The organism is Pseudoduganella sp. GCM10020061 (assembly GCF_042683405.1).
In the GTDB taxonomy this organism is placed as follows: Bacteria; Pseudomonadota; Gammaproteobacteria; order Burkholderiales; family Burkholderiaceae_D; genus Telluria.
Genome location: NZ_JBHUJS010000010.1, coordinates 181,299 through 195,879, shown reverse-complemented (window position 1 = coordinate 195,879; position 14,581 = coordinate 181,299). Strand labels below are relative to the sequence as shown.

Genomic DNA, 14,581 nt, shown 5'->3' with positions numbered 1-14,581 from the left:
GGTTAGTGGGCTTCCTTGCCAGTGTGTTGAGTGCCAAGCAGGTGCTGGACCACGCGCTCCATCCTCATGAAGCGCGAGCCCTTCACCAGTACAGTTGCGTCGCCTGGGCGCCCAGACTGGCCAAGCTGCTGGTCCAGTGCCGCCAAAAGTTCGTCTAACTGCTCGAAATGCCGCGCGCCGGAATCCTGCATGTGGCGCGCCAGTTCACCGGTCGCGAGAACGCAATCGATGCCGCGCTCGGCGGCGTAGGCGCCGATCTCGCGGTGGAATTCAGGTCCCTGGTCGCCGACTTCGCCCATGTCGCCCAGCACCAGGATGCGCGGGGACGGCGCCTGCGCCAGCACGTCGATGGCCGCGCGCACGGAGTCGGGGTTGGCGTTGTAGCTGTCGTCGATCACGGTGGCGCCGTTGGCGGCCTGCTTGCGCTGCAGGCGGCCGCTGACTGGCGCGAACGACTTGAGGCCGGCGACGATGTCGTCCTTGCCGATGCCTGCCGCGCAGGCGCAGGCGATTGCCGCCAGCGCATTGCGCACGTTGTGCAGCCCCGCCGCATTCAGGCGCACGGTGAAAGTGCCGGCGTTGGCGCCTTCGCGCACGGTGACGGCCAGTTCGCTGCCGTGGGCCGACACGACGTGGGTCGCGCTGACGGTTTCGGCGCCGGACAGGCCGAAGGTGATCACGCGGCGTTCGCCACGGCCCGCCGCGAGCTCCTGCCAGATCGGGGTGTACTCGTCGTCGCCGGGGAACACGGCCACGCCGTTGTCCGGCAGGCCCGCGATCACGCAGCCGTTTTCGCGCGCGACCGCTTCCACGGTGTGCATGAATTCCTGGTGCTCGCGCTGCGCGTTGTTGACCATGCCGATGGTCGGCGCCGCGATCGCGGTCAGTCGGCCGATCTCGCCCGGATGGTTCATGCCCAGTTCCACCACGGCCGACTTGTGGTTCGGAGCGAGGCGGAACAGCGTCAGCGGCACACCGATTTCGTTGTTCAGGTTGCCCTGCGTGGCCAGGCGGTTGTCCGCGCCGTGCGCCTGCGCCAGGATGGCCGCGATCATCTCCTTGACCGTGGTCTTGCCGTTGCTGCCGGTGACGCCGATCAGCGGGATATCGAATTTGCTGCGCCAGAAATTGCCGATCTGGCCAAGCGCGGCCAGCGTATCCGGCACGATGATCGCCGGCAGCGTGAAGCCTTCCGGCACGCGGTTCACCACCACGGCGGCCACGCCGCGCGCGGCCACCTGCGGAAGGAAATCGTGCGCGTCGAAGTTCTCGCCCTTGAGCGCCACGAACAGGGAACCGGCCGGCGCCGAGCGGCTGTCGGTCGACACGCCGTCGAACGCCGCGTTCATCGTCATCCGTGCGCCCGGCATGGACGCAATCATGTGTGCCAGGGATCCGCGCATCAGTCAGGCCTCATCATGGTGACACGCGCGGCCAGCGCCAGCGCGGCGTGGTCGGCGTCAGAAAATGGCATCTTCCTGCCCTTGATTTCCTGGTAGGGCTCGTGGCCCTTGCCTGCCAGGAGGATCACATCGGCCTTGGCCGCATTGCGGATGGCCGAGAGGATCGCGGCAGCGCGGTCCTCGATCGCCTGGTAGCGCGAAGCGGGATGGTCCTGCTCCATGCCGGCCACGATCTGTTCGATGATCTTGTGCGGGTCTTCGCTGCGCGGGTTGTCGCTGGTGACCAGCACGTGCTCCGCGATCTGCGAGATGCGGCCCATCTGCGGGCGCTTGCCCGGGTCGCGGTCGCCGCCGCAGCCGAACACGCACCACAGCGCGCCGCCGCGTTCCTGCGCGACCTGGTGCAGCGCCTGCAGCGTCTTTTCCAGCGCGTCCGGCGTGTGCGCGTAGTCGATTACGACCATCGGCGTGTCCTGGCCGCCGACCTGCTGCATGCGGCCCGGCGCCGGCACCAGCGCTTCGACCGCATCGACCGCGGCCTTCAGTGCGCAGCCCTTGGCCAGCAGCGCGCCCATCACGGCCAGCGTGTTGCTGATATTGAAGTGGCCGACCAGCTGGGTCCTGACCGTCGCGGCGCCCTGCGGCGTGTCGAGGTGGAAGTCGGTGCCCGAATGGCGGCTGCGCAGGTTCGATGCACGCAGGATCGCCACGCCTTCGATGGCCGGTTGTGCGGCCGCATCGTGCAGCGTGTAACCGACCAGTGCGGGCTTGGCGCCTTGTTGTGCGCGCACGTACTCGACCAGGCGCAGGCCGGCCGGATCGTCCAGGTTGATCACGGCGGTCTTCAGGCCAGGCCAGTCGAACAGCTTGCGCTTCGCGCTTTCGTAGCTGTCCATGTCGCCGTGGTAGTCGAGGTGGTCGCGCGTCAGGTTGGTGAAGATCGCCACGTCGAAGTGCATGCCCAGCGCGCGGCCCTGCTCCAGCCCGATCGAGGACACCTCGATGGCCAGCGCGCGGGCGCCCGCGTCGCGTACCTGTGCGAGCTTTTGCGCCAGCATCACCGGGTCAGGTGTCGTGTAGCCGGTCGTATCGAACTGCGGCTCGGCGCGGCCGCGGAATACGCCCACGCCCAGCGTGCCGATGACGGCAGCGGTATCGCCCAGCTTTGCGAAGGCCTGGCCGAGCCAGACCGCGCAGGAAGTCTTGCCGTTGGTGCCGGTCACGCCGACGGTGAACATGTCCCGGTCCGGCATGCCGAGGCACAGGTGGGCGATCGGGCCGACCTGGAAGCGCAGGCCGCTGACCGCGAGGTGCGGGATGGTCCAGGCGGCGTCCCATTCGAAGCCGCCGTCTTCATAGACGCACGCAGCTGCGCCGGCGTCGATTGCGGCGCCGATGTACGCGCGGCCGTCGCCGGTCTCGCCCGGATAGGCAAAGAACACGTCGCCCGCGCCGACGCGGCGCGAGTCGGACGCCAGCTTGCCTGCGGGGGCGTTGGCGGCGATCCAGTCGCAAACCATCTGGTTCGTCAGCTCTGGCATTACAGGGCCTCCTCGACGGGATCTGCAGGAACGATGATATCGGTCACATCCGAATCGGGTGGCACGTTTGCCGCGCGCAGCGCATTGGCGGCGAGCAGGCCAGCAGTTGGCGCGGCCACGCTGCCGCCGGTGCGCAGTGCGCCGCGCGGATTGTCCACCATGACGGCGATGATGAAACGCGGCTTGGACATCGGCGCGATGCCGACGAACGACGCAATATTGTTGGTCTTGGAATAGCGGCCATTGATCAGCTTCTCGGCAGTGCCGGTCTTGCCGCCGATGCGGTAGCCCGGCACCTGCGCACGCGACGCAGTGCCGCCCGGGCCAACCACGCTCTCGAGCATCGCGCGCATCTGCGCTGCCGTCTTCGGCGAGATCACCTGGGTGCCCTGCGGCGGCTCGGTCACCTTGAGGAAGGACAGCGGGATGATGTCGCCGTCGCGGGCGTAGATCATGTAGGAGCGCGCCAGCTGGATCAGCGACACCGAAATGCCGTGGCCGATCGCCATATTGGCCTGCTCGATCGGGCGCCACGACTTGTACGGACGCACGCGGCCGGCCACGGCGCCGGGGAAGCCGATCTTGGGCTGCTGGCCGAAGCCGGCCTTGGTGAAGATCTCCCACATTTCCTGGGACGGCATCGGCAGCGCGATCTTGGCCATGCCCACGTTGGACGACTTCTGGATGATCTGCGCCACCGTCAGCGCAGGCTCCTTCGGATGCATGTCGCGCATGACGTTCGGCCCGATCTGGATGCGGCCGCCCGCCACGTCGTAGACGGTCTCGGGACGCACGCGGCCGCTCTCCAGCGCCAGCGCCACGGTCAGCGGCTTGAGCGTGGAGCCGGGCTCGAAGGTGTCGGTCAGCACGCGGTTGCGCAGCTGCTCGCCGGTCAGCTTGCGGCGATCGTTCGGGTTGTAGGACGGCCAGTTGGCCAGCGCCAGGATCTCGCCGGTCTGCACGTCCAGGATCACGGCGCCGCCGGCGCTGGCGTTGTACTTCTCGACCGCCTCGCGCACCTGGGTGAAGGCGATGTACTGCAGCTTGCTGTCCAGCGCCAGCGTCAGGTCCTGGCCATCGTGCGGCACCTTGATCGAGCCGATGTCCTCGACGATGCGGCCGAGGCGGTCCTTGATCACGCGGCGGCTGCCGGTCTGGCCCACCAGCGTCTTCTGCTGCGCCAGCTCCATGCTCTCCTGGCCCACGTCCTCGACGTTGGTAAAGCCGACTACGTGGGTCGCCACTTCGCCCTGCGGGTAGTAGCGCTTGTATTCCTTGCGGGTGTGGATGCCGGGGATGTCCAGCTTCTCGACCTGCGCGACGATGTCCTGCTCCACCTGGCGCTTCAGGTAGACGAAGGTACGGTCGGCGTTGAGCTTCTTGCGCAGGTCGGCGTCGCTCAGCTCGAGCAGGCGCGCCAGCTCCACCAGCTTGGCCGCGGGCGCCTTCAGCACGTCTTCCGGAATCGCCCAGATGGCCTTGACCGGCAGCGACGACGCCAGCACCTGGCCGTGGCGGTCCATGATCTTGCCGCGCGTTGCCGGCAGCTCCAGCGTGCGCGCGTAGCGGATCTCGCCCTGCTTCTGCAGGAACTGGGTGGACACGCCCTGCAGCCAGACGGCGCGGCCGGCCAGCGCCGCGAACGCGACGAAAATCACGAACAGGACGAAGCGCGAGCGCCACGTCGGCAGGCGCAGCGCCAGCACCGGGCTTTGCGAGAACGAGACGCCCTTGGATGCGGCGACGCGCGACTGTGCGTTCGAACCGCGCCTCATTCCGCGTCCTTGTTCAGGTATTGGGTGCGATCGGGAGTGAGCGGCACCATGTTCAGTTCCGTGCGCGCGATCTCCTCGATGCGCGCGTTCTTGCCCAGCGTGGACTGGTCCACCTTGAGCTGGGACCACTCGATATTCAGCTGGCGGGTCTTCTGCTGCGCGCGTTCCAGCTCAATGAACAGGTTGCGCGCGCGGTACTGCGAATTCACCAGCAGCAGCGCGCAGCCGACCAGCAGGGCCGTCAGGAAGATGTTCGCCTTGCCGCTCATTGCCTCGCTCCCAGGCGCTCGGCCACGCGCATCACCGCCGAACGGGCGCGCGGGTTTGCCTCTACTTCGGCGTCGGACGGCTTGATCTTGGCGATCAGCTTCATCTCGGGCTGTGGCAGGTCGGCGGCCCTGATTGGCAGGCGGCGGTCCGGTTGCGCGACCTTGACCTTGGAAGCCAGGAACTGCTTGACCATGCGGTCTTCCAGCGAATGGAAGCTGATGATGGCCATGCGTGCGCCCGGCGCCAGCATGGCGTATGCAGCTTCTAGGCCTGCCTCGAGGTCTTCAAGTTCCTGATTGATGAAAATCCGGATAGCCTGAAAGGTGCGAGTTGCCGGGTCCTTGCCCTTTTCGCGGGTCTTGACCGCGCCTGCCACGATACCGGCAAGCTGTCGTGTGCTTGAAATTGGCTGGACTGCCCGGCTAGCAGCAATCGCCTTTGCAATCTGAAAAGCAAACCGTTCTTCCCCATATTCGCGTATCACCTTTTCCAATTGTTGTTCGGGAACCGTGGCCAGCCATTCGGACGCGGGCATGCCGCGCGTGGTATCCATCCGCATGTCGAGCGGACCGTCGTTGCGGAAGCTGAAGCCGCGGGTGGCGTCGTCCACCTGCGGCGAAGAGATGCCCAGGTCGAGCAGGATGCCGTCGACCTGCGTCACGCCGCGCGCGTGAAGCGCCTCGCGCATGGTGGCGAAGCTGTCGTGCACGATCTCGAAGCGCGGGTCGTTGATCTGCTGCGCGGTGGCGATGGCCTGCGGGTCCTTGTCGAAGGCGTACAGGCGCGCGCCCTCGCCCAGCCTGGACAGGATCAGGCGGGAATGGCCGCCGCGACCGAAGGTGCCATCTATATAGATACCGCCGGCGCGCGCGCCCGCCAGGTTGAGCGCGTCAACCGCTTCGTCTAGCAGGACAGTCCGATGCTGGTGTTCTGGCATCGCCGATGTGGTCATGTTCGACGCCTCAGAAGGAAAAATCGGACAACACATCGGGCATGCCGCCGGCGACGGCCTGCTCTTCATTTTCAGCCAGCTTGGCTGCGTCCCAGATCTCGAAATGGGTGCCCATACCGAGCAGCATCACGTCCTTGGTCAGGCCGACGGCTGCGCGCAGCTCCGGCGTGATCAGGATGCGGCCGGCCGAATCCATCTCGACATCCACCGCATTTCCGAGGAAGATGCGCTGCCACGCGCGCGCCGACATCGGCCACTTGGAGATCTGCTCGCGGTGCTGCTCCCACACAGGGCGCGGGAAGAACAGCAGGCAGCCTTCCGGGTGCTTGGTCAGGGTCAGGCGGCCGTCGCACTGCACTTGCAGCGCGTCACGATGCTTGGCAGGGATGGACATCCTGCCTTTCGCATCGAGATTGATCGCTGAAGCGCCTTGAAACACGGTTTAGCCTTGGCCTGTGGGGTTCATTGTAAGTACGTCGATCGGTGCAGTCTCGGACTTTTTGCTCCACAAAACTACACTTTTTCACACGTTTTCCCACTTTAGAGTAATGAATTCCTAGGGTCAAGCGTTTTCACCAATCGAAAACGGGAATTTTTTCAATGAAACCAAAGACTTAGCGCACTTCGCTGAAGTTGGATGCGCACAAAATATCGCGTGAAATTAAGCACTTATAAGACACACTGAAAGTGCTGTCTCATGTATATACGCCGGTTTCCCGCCCGGGCGGCGCGAAAAAATATTTCTGGAAGTAACATCAGAGCAACATGCCGTTTGTCATGCGCCGTTTGACTTCCGTCAAAACGATACAGATTAAAGCCGTGGCCGCCTGATCAGCATCTAGACTGAATCGATCCATAAATAAGAACGGAGGCCCGGTTGGACCTGTTCGCCGCACGGCCGCGCAGTCGTGCACCCTGGGCACACCTTCCGGCGGCGTCCAGCCGGCTTCACTTCCTCCATTCGAGCCAGCTTGTACGCTCGGGTCCTCCCTGAGCGATCGCCAATCACATCAAGGAGCCATCAAGATGAGACATCCAGTGCGCTTCATCCCAGCACTTCTACTCTGCGTCGGCGCAACCTTGCCGCTTGCGGCATATGCGGACGTGAGGTCAACGGCCATCATCGATGTAAGCCAGCTACGCATACTGCGCTCAGATGGCACACCGTTTACCACAAGCGATTTTGCCCAGGTATCGGTCATGAACCAGGGCAACGTCTTCTACCATACCGGCGACTCAACGGAGTTCGACATCGTGTCGCCGACGACAGGCGCGGTGGACGTTGGGCTCGCCTGTGCCGGCGCACCTTGCCCCGTTACCAGCGAAAACGATTTCTCGCCGCTATCCGCGTCACCGGGCGGGTACTTCAGCAATGTGGACCAGCGCCAGACAGGCAGCCTGCTGGCAGGAGACCTGCACTGGCAGGCGCGCAGCGACAGCAGCGCCGGGTCGACAGCCGACGGATTCTGGGGCGGGGACAGCGAGTCGGGGGTCTCGCTGCAGTTCCAGCTGAACGAGGCGGGAACAATGACGGTCTCATTCGATGCAACGCCATTTGTCGAATTGTCGCGTCCGGTGGCTGCCAGCTCGCCCGGGGAACAGGGTTCGGCTGGCACCTTCTTGAGGATCACGATCGCCGACCTCACGAACAACCAGAATGTCCTGTTCATCGAGCCGGAAGCCCTGACCGATGCGGCACGACTCCAGTTCAGCAGTGATTCGCAAGTAGGAGACCTGATCTACGACCCCGACACCATGAGTTTCAGCTTCACCAGTGGCGTACTGAGTCCGAACAACACATATGAGCTCTTCATCAGTGCCAGCGCAGGAACGTTCATCTCCGCCGTTCCCGAACCGTCCTCACTCGCCATGTTTAGTGCCGGCATGGCTTCGCTCCTCCTGCTGCGCCGTCGCCGGGCGGGCCGGCCGCAGCCAGCAGCCGACAGGAGGAAGTCATGAAACATCGTTTTGGGCTAATCCCGGCAATCCTGCTCAAAAGGTCGCTCGGCAGCGTTCCACGAGCATCTGACACAACGTCAGCGTGGCGCTCCCCAGCATTGAATAGCGACCCTGTCCGAATAACATCAAAGGAGGTAACAACATGCGACGTCCAGCCAGCATCATCTCAACACTTTTCCTCTGCGCCGGCGTCGCCTTGCCGCTTGCGGCGCAGGCGGAGGTGACCGCATCGGCTATCATCGACGTGAGCCAACTGCGCATATTGCGTGCAGACGGCACTCCCTACACTGCGTCGGATTTTGGAGAGATCACCTCAGTCCTCAACGGAGCGATAATCTCATACCGTACTGGCGCCACCGTAGAGTACGACATCGTGTCGCCCACCAGCGAACAGGTTGATATTCCAGGGATCTGTATTGGATCACCCTGCCCAGTCACGAGCGAAAACGACTTTTCCCGGTTATCCGCGTCGCCTGGAGGGAACTTCAGTAACGTCGACCAGCGGCAGTTGGGCAGTTTGCTGACGGGAGACCTGCACATGCAGGCCCGCAGCGACGCAAGTGCCCAGTCGACAGCAAATGGTACCTGGGGTGGAAGTGCTTCGTCGGAAGTCGCGTTCCGCTTCGTGCTCTACGACGAGCCGCAGACGATGACATTTGAATTTGATGCCACCCCTTACCTCCAAGTATCCCGACCGACGGCTGCGACCTCCCCACTTGAACAGGCTTCTGCCGGGATTGGCTTTACAATCTCTATCGTCAATTTGTTGACTGAAGAGTACGTGCTGTTTCTTGATCCGGCGGCGTTGTTTACCCAGCTCGAGTTCGGCAGTCCGTCCCAGGTGGGGACCCTGGCGTACGATCCGGGCAGGATGAGTTTCAGCTTTGACAGTGGAATACTCAACCCGGGACAACCGCATGAACTTCGCATCGGCCTCGCTGCCACTACCTACATCAGTGCCGTTCCAGAACCTTCTTCGCTTGCCATGCTAGGAACGGGCCTGGTGTCGTTGTTAGCACTCGGATGGCGACGAAAGGTGTTGGGCACCCGGTTGATCTCCGGTGAAGCGGTATGACTGGCCGTCCTCGATTGCTCATACGGCCCAGTTGAGGGAACGCGTCACGGCGAGGTTCCATCGCTCCATGAGTGCAGCGCGCCGATCATTGTTCATGGACGGGTCGAAGACGCGCTCAGACCGCCACTGCGCGCCCACCTCTTCGCGCGAGCCCCAGAAGCCGACGCCAAGGCCGGCCAGGAACGCAGCACCCAGCGCAGTGGTTTCCGTTACCCGGGGCCGCACGACCGGCACACCGAGCAGGTCTGCCTGGAATTGCATGAGCGTGTTGTTGCGGGAGGCGCCGCCATCGGCGCGTATCTCCGTCACCTCGCATGACGTGTCGCGGCGCATCGCATTGAGCAGCTCAGCGCTCTGATAGGCGATCGCTTCGACAGCTGCCCGCGCGATGTGGCCGCGCGTGGTGCCGCGCGTCATGCCGACCAGTGCACCACGAGCGTACGGGTCCCAATGCGGCGCTCCGAGCCCTGCGAACGCGGGAACAAGATAAACGCCACCGTTGTCGGGCACCGTTTGCGCCAGCGCCTCCACGTCGTCCGATCTGGAGATGATGCCGAGGCCATCACGCAACCACTGGATGGTGGCGCCAGCCATAAACACGCTTCCCTCCAGCAGGTAGTCGGTCGCCGCATCGATGCGCCAGCCGACCGTGGAGAGCAGCCGATTGTGCGAACGCGGCGCGTGCGACCCTGCATGCATCAGCATGAAGCACCCGGTGCCGTACGTGTTCTTCACCATCCCGGGACGATGGCAGGCCTGGCCGAAGGTGGCGGCCTGCTGGTCGCCCGCGATACCGGCGAGCGCGATTGGCGCGCCAAACAGGTCGGCGTGCGTGTGCCCGATGACGCCGGACGATCCGACCACCTCGGGCAGCAGCGAACCCGGAATGCCAAACAGTGCCAGCAGCGCGTCGTCCCAGCACAGGTCATGGATATTGAATAGCATCGTGCGCGACGCGTTGCTGGCGTCCGTCACGTGGCGGCCGGTGAGGCGGTAGGCAAGCCAGCTATCCACGGTCCCGAAGCACAATGCGCCCTGCTCCGCTTTCGCACGTGCGCCGGGCACGTGGTCCAGCAGCCAAGCCAGCTTGGTCGCCGAAAAATAGGGGTCGAGTTCAAGGCCGGTCGCCGCATGGATGGCAGGCGCGTGGCCTTCCTCGCGCAAACGGTCGCAATGGGCAGCGGTGCGCCGGTCCTGCCACACGATCGCCGGCGCCACCGCCTGGCCGGTGCGGCGATCCCAAAGCAGCGTGGTCTCGCGCTGATTGGCGATGCCGATCGCCCTGACCTGGGACGCACGCACATCCTGCTCGCGCAGCAGGCGCTGCGCCACCGCGAGCTGGCTGGCCCAGATGTCTTCGGGATCGTGTTCGACCCAACCGGGGTGGGGATAATGCTGGGGGAATTCCTGTTGCGCGATCCCGCGCGGGTGGCCTGCATGGTCAAACAGGATCGCGCGGGAGCTGGTGGTGCCCTGGTCAAGGGCGAGGATGTATTCGCTCATAGCATCCTGAAGAAAAAGTTGAAGCAAGCCGATAGGCCGGATTCTGTTACGGCGCGCCCCTTGCGGTTTGCGCTATGACAGCCATTCCTCTAGGCGCCGAATTACTCCGGCGCTCAAGCTTCCTACCCGCACGCTCAGCGAGTCACCTCAACGCGTGCCTATTTGGAATTGCTCCAGGTGGAGGTTACCGCGTTTCACCGTAACTTAATACGCTCGTCTCTGTGGCCCTATTCCTCGCCTTATACCCGGGGGCTTTCGGCGGACGGCCGTTAACCGTCACCCTGCTCTATGGAGTCCGGACCTTCCTCCCGCCGGCTTGCGCCGGCCAGCGGCTGTCTGGCTTGCATCAGGCGCTATTATACCCTGCCCCATGCCGCCGGCCCGAGTAGGCCGCAGCAGGCCTGCGCATTCCGATAGCGATTTTTGAAATTGGATGTCGCCATTCTGCAAGCCTGCATCCCGCCCGTTGACATAGAATCATCCAGACTCGGCCCATCCGGCCCACCCAACCGCAGGCACACAACATGACGCAAAACCTTCGCTCCGGCGGCCAGATCCTGGTCGATGCCCTCCAAGTCCACGGCGTGGATACCGCCTTCGGCGTGCCCGGCGAAAGCTACCTCGACGTGCTCGACGCGCTGCACGATTCCGGCATCCGCTTCATCATCAACCGCCAGGAAGGCGGCGCCGCGTTCATGGCCGAAGCCTACGGCAAGATGACGGGCAAGCCGGGCATCTGCTTCGTCACCCGCGGCCCGGGCGCCACCAACGCCTCCATCGGCGTCCACACCGCCTACCAGGATTCCACCCCGATGATCCTGTTCATCGGCCAGGTCGGCAACGACTTCATCGACCGCGAAGCGTTCCAGGAGATCGACTACCGCCGCATGTATGGCCAGATGGCCAAGTGGGTCGCGCAGATCGACCGCGCCGACCGCATCCCCGAATACCTCGCGCGCGCATTCCAGGTCGCGACCAGCGGCCGTCCCGGCCCCGTCGTGCTGGCCCTGCCGGAAGACATGCTGATCACCGAAGCGGACGTCGCGGACACGCGCCCGTACCAGCCGGTGCAGGCGTCGCCGTCGGCACAGCAGATCGACACCCTGCGCGGCATGCTGGCCGAAGCCAGGCGCCCGATCGTCCTGCTGGGCGGTGGCACCTGGAACGAACAGGCCTGCGCCGACCTGCGCCGCTTTGCAGAAGCGAACAGCCTGCCGGTTGGCTGCACCTTCCGCTTCCAGGACCTGCTCGACAACGCGCATCCTAATTACATTGGCGACGTCGGCATCGGCATCAACCCGAAGCTGGCTGCGCGCGTGAAGAACGCAGACCTGGTGATCGCCATCGGCCCGCGCCTCGGCGAGATGACCACCGGCGGCTACACCCTGCTGGCCTCCCCGGTGCCGCAGCAGCACCTGGTCCACATCCACGCGGATGCCGAAGAACTGGGCAGCGTCTACCAGGCCGACCTGATGATCAACAGCGGCGCGCCGCAGGCTTGCGCCATGCTCGCCGCGATGGCACCGGTGGACGCTTCCGCCTGGCGGCATACCATCGAAGAGGCGAAGGCCGAACTGGCCGCCTACCAGCAGCAGCCGCCCATCTTCAAGGACGGCAGCGCCCCGCTCGACCTGTGGCAACTGGTGCAGGACCTGATGGCAGCGGTACCGCGCGACACGATCCTCACCAACGGCGCCGGCAACTACGCCTCGTGGGCGCACCGCTTCTACCGTTACGGCGGCATGCGCACCCAGCTCGCCCCGACCAACGGCGCCATGGGCTACGGCGTCCCGTCCGGCGTCGCCGCCAAGATCGTCCATCCGGAGCGCACCGTGGTCACCTTCGCAGGCGACGGCGAATACATGATGAATGGCCAGGAGCTTGCCACCGCCGTCCAGTACAAGGCCGGCCTCATCATCATCGTCTTCAACAACAGCATGTACGGCACCATCCGCATGCACCAGGAGCGGGACTACCCGGGCCGCGTATCCGGCACCACCCTGCACAACCCCGACTTCGCCGCGCTGGCGCGCGCGTATGGCGCGCATGGCGAAGTAGTCACGCAGACCGCCGAATTCGCCCCTGCCCTCGCGCGCGCCCTCGCCCACACCGCCGCGCACTCGCTGCCGGCACTGATCGAGCTGCGCTACGACGGCAACCTCATCACCCCGAACCTGACGCTGGAAGCCATCCGCGCCGCCGCCGTCGCCTCCGGCAAATAACGTTTGTCCGACAACGCTGTCGGACAAACCCCCGCGGGGGTCAGGCACCCTGCGGAAGTTTTCCGAAGAATTTTGTCGGACAAACCAGAAACGGGGTCAGGCACCGAGCGGAAGTTTTCCGAAGAATTTTGTCAGACAAACTGGAAATGGGGTCAGGCACCGGCGGGATGTTTTCCGAATGGTGTCGTTACACGCGGGTAAGGGATTGACGCTCTGGTAAAATATGCGCGACCCTTTTTGTCGTGCGCCGCATGGCAGCACGCCGCAGTTCCCTCCACGATTGCCCCAATGTTTAGCTTCTTTAAGAGAAAAAAGCCCGAACCCGAAGTTCCAGCAGCCGTGCCGGTCGAGCCGCCAGCTCCCGCGCCTGTTCCAGAAGCTCCTGCCAGCCCTGCCGCGCAGCCCGTAGCGGAAGCTCCGGTCCAGCCATCGCATGGACGCCGCTACGGCTCCGTCGGTGCAACGATTCCTACACCGGCACCGGTTCCTCCGACTCCGCCGGCAACCGCGCCGGCACCGGCTCCTGCACCCGCACCGGCTCCTGCTCCAGCTCCAGCTCCTGCTCCTGCTCCAGCTCCCGCTCCTGCTCCTGCTCCAGCTCCTGCTCCAGCGCCAGCACCTGCTCCAGCTCCAGCACCTGCCCCGGCTCCTGCACCCGCACCGGCTCCTGCACCCGCACCGGCTCCTGCTCCTGCTCCTGCTCCTGCGCCAGCGCCAGCACCTGCTCCAGCACCTGCTCCAGCTCCAGCTCCAGCGCCTGCACCTGCACCAACGCCTGCTCCAGCTCCAGCGCCTGCCCCTGCACCTGCACCTGCACCTGCACCTGCACCTGCACCTGCACCAACACCTGTTCCACCGCCAGCTCCGGCGACGGTTCCGGCGCCGCCTCCTTCAATTCCTGCGCCACCGCCAGTGGCAGCGCCTTCGTTCGGCGGCATGCCTGAGGAGCCCGCACCGAAACCCGTGCCCGAGTCGGAGCGCAAGCTGTCATGGATGGCGCGATTGAAAGCCGGCCTGGCAAAGACCTCCACCAACTTGTCCTTGCTCTTCGTCGGCGCAAAGATCGACGAAGACCTGTACGACGAACTGGAATCGGCCCTGCTGATGGCAGATGCCGGCGTCGACGCCACCGATTTCCTGCTCACCCAGCTGCGCAAGAAGGTCAAGGAAGAGAAGCTCCTCGACGCCGCGCAAGTCAAGGCCGCGCTGAAGCAGTTGATGGTCGAGATGCTCACCCCTCTGCAGAAACCGCTCGAGTTGGGCCGCTATGAGCCGCTGGTGATGATGATCGCCGGCGTGAACGGCGCCGGCAAGACCACCACCATCGGCAAGCTGGCCAAGCACATGCAAAGCTACGAGCAGTCCGTGCTGCTGGCCGCCGGCGACACTTTCCGCGCCGCCGCACGCGAGCAGCTGATGGTCTGGGGCCGCCGCAACAACGTCACCGTGATCTCGCAGGAGTCCGGCGACCCCGCCGCAGTCGCTTTCGATGCGGTCCAGTCGGGCAAGGCGCGCAACATGGACGTGGTGATGATCGATACCGCCGGCCGCCTGCCGACCCAGCTGCACCTGATGGAGGAGCTGAAGAAGGTCAAGCGCGTGCTAGGCAAGGCGATGGACGGCGCGCCGCACGAGACGCTGCTGGTCATCGACGGCAATACCGGCCAGAACGCGCTGGCGCAGGTAAAGGCCTTCGACGAGGCACTGACCCTCACGGGCCTGATCATCACGAAGCTGGACGGCACCGCAAAGGGCGGCGTGCTGGCCGCAATCGCGCGCACCCGCCCGGTGCCGGTGTACTTCATCGGCGTCGGCGAGAAGCTGGAAGACCTCCAGCCGTTCAACGCAGAAGAATTCGTCGAAGCCCTGCTCGGATAACAC

At 64.7% G+C, this 14,581-nt stretch carries 11 protein-coding genes and 1 other RNA gene; 4 read left to right on the top strand and 8 right to left on the bottom strand.

What is annotated here, in order from left to right; all coding sequences use genetic code 11:
- Positions 1 to 2 precede the first annotated feature (2 nt).
- Genes murF through mraZ form a run of 6 tightly spaced genes read right to left on the bottom strand, consistent with a single transcriptional unit; the run spans position 3 to position 6,380 of the window.
- Positions 3 to 1,403: a UDP-N-acetylmuramoyl-tripeptide--D-alanyl-D-alanine ligase gene (gene murF / locus ACFSQR_RS13990; RefSeq protein WP_377730503.1), complete on the bottom strand. Its 1,401-nt coding sequence runs from the start codon at positions 1,401 to 1,403 to the stop codon at positions 3 to 5.
- A complete protein-coding gene (locus ACFSQR_RS13985) occupies positions 1,403 to 2,944 on the bottom strand; it encodes a UDP-N-acetylmuramoyl-L-alanyl-D-glutamate--2,6-diaminopimelate ligase (RefSeq protein WP_377730501.1) in 1,542 nt (513 codons plus the stop codon). The genes murF and ACFSQR_RS13985 overlap by 1 nt, the downstream gene beginning before the upstream one ends.
- Entirely contained in the window at positions 2,944 to 4,719 is a 1,776-nt protein-coding gene (locus tag ACFSQR_RS13980; protein WP_377730500.1) for a peptidoglycan D,D-transpeptidase FtsI family protein, read from the bottom strand. Before ACFSQR_RS13980 ends, ACFSQR_RS13985 begins: the two co-directional genes overlap by 1 nt.
- Entirely contained in the window at positions 4,716 to 4,988 is a 273-nt protein-coding gene (ftsL, locus tag ACFSQR_RS13975; RefSeq protein WP_377730499.1) for a cell division protein FtsL, read from the bottom strand. Before ftsL ends, ACFSQR_RS13980 begins: the two co-directional genes overlap by 4 nt.
- Entirely contained in the window at positions 4,985 to 5,941 is a 957-nt protein-coding gene (gene rsmH, locus ACFSQR_RS13970) for a 16S rRNA (cytosine(1402)-N(4))-methyltransferase RsmH (RefSeq protein WP_377730603.1), read from the bottom strand. The genes ftsL and rsmH overlap by 4 nt, the downstream gene beginning before the upstream one ends.
- Before the next feature lie 10 nt (positions 5,942 to 5,951).
- Positions 5,952 to 6,380 carry a division/cell wall cluster transcriptional repressor MraZ gene (mraZ, locus tag ACFSQR_RS13965; protein WP_377730498.1) on the bottom strand — a complete coding sequence of 143 codons (429 nt, stop codon included), beginning with the start codon at positions 6,378 to 6,380 and terminating at the stop codon, positions 5,952 to 5,954.
- A gap of 587 nt (positions 6,381 to 6,967) precedes the next feature.
- Here mraZ and ACFSQR_RS13960 point away from each other — a divergent pair.
- Both ACFSQR_RS13960 and ACFSQR_RS13955 read left to right on the top strand, forming a co-directional pair.
- Positions 6,968 to 7,900 carry an EDSAP-1 family PEP-CTERM protein gene (locus tag ACFSQR_RS13960; protein ID WP_377730497.1) on the top strand — a complete coding sequence of 311 codons (933 nt, stop codon included), beginning with the start codon at positions 6,968 to 6,970 and terminating at the stop codon, positions 7,898 to 7,900.
- Between the two features lie 142 nt (positions 7,901 to 8,042).
- Positions 8,043 to 8,975: an EDSAP-1 family PEP-CTERM protein gene (locus ACFSQR_RS13955; protein ID WP_377730496.1), complete on the top strand. Its 933-nt coding sequence runs from the start codon at positions 8,043 to 8,045 to the stop codon at positions 8,973 to 8,975.
- A gap of 18 nt (positions 8,976 to 8,993) precedes the next feature.
- On the opposite strand, the gene glpK is transcribed toward ACFSQR_RS13955, so the two are convergent.
- Positions 8,994 to 10,478, bottom strand: coding sequence for a glycerol kinase GlpK (gene glpK, locus ACFSQR_RS13950; RefSeq protein ID WP_377730495.1), 1,485 nt, complete (start codon positions 10,476 to 10,478; stop codon positions 8,994 to 8,996).
- A gap of 16 nt (positions 10,479 to 10,494) precedes the next feature.
- Positions 10,495 to 10,826: RNase P RNA component class A (rnpB, locus tag ACFSQR_RS13945), an RNA gene on the bottom strand.
- Between the two features lie 176 nt (positions 10,827 to 11,002).
- Here rnpB and ACFSQR_RS13940 point away from each other — a divergent pair.
- Positions 11,003 to 12,700 (top strand): thiamine pyrophosphate-binding protein, encoded by a 1,698-nt coding sequence (locus ACFSQR_RS13940; protein ID WP_377730494.1) that lies wholly within the window; start codon positions 11,003 to 11,005, stop codon positions 12,698 to 12,700.
- 465 nt (positions 12,701 to 13,165) lie between these two features.
- Positions 13,166 to 14,578, top strand: coding sequence for a signal recognition particle-docking protein FtsY (ftsY, locus tag ACFSQR_RS13935; RefSeq protein ID WP_377730602.1), 1,413 nt, complete (start codon positions 13,166 to 13,168; stop codon positions 14,576 to 14,578).
- Positions 14,579 to 14,581 lie beyond the last annotated feature (3 nt).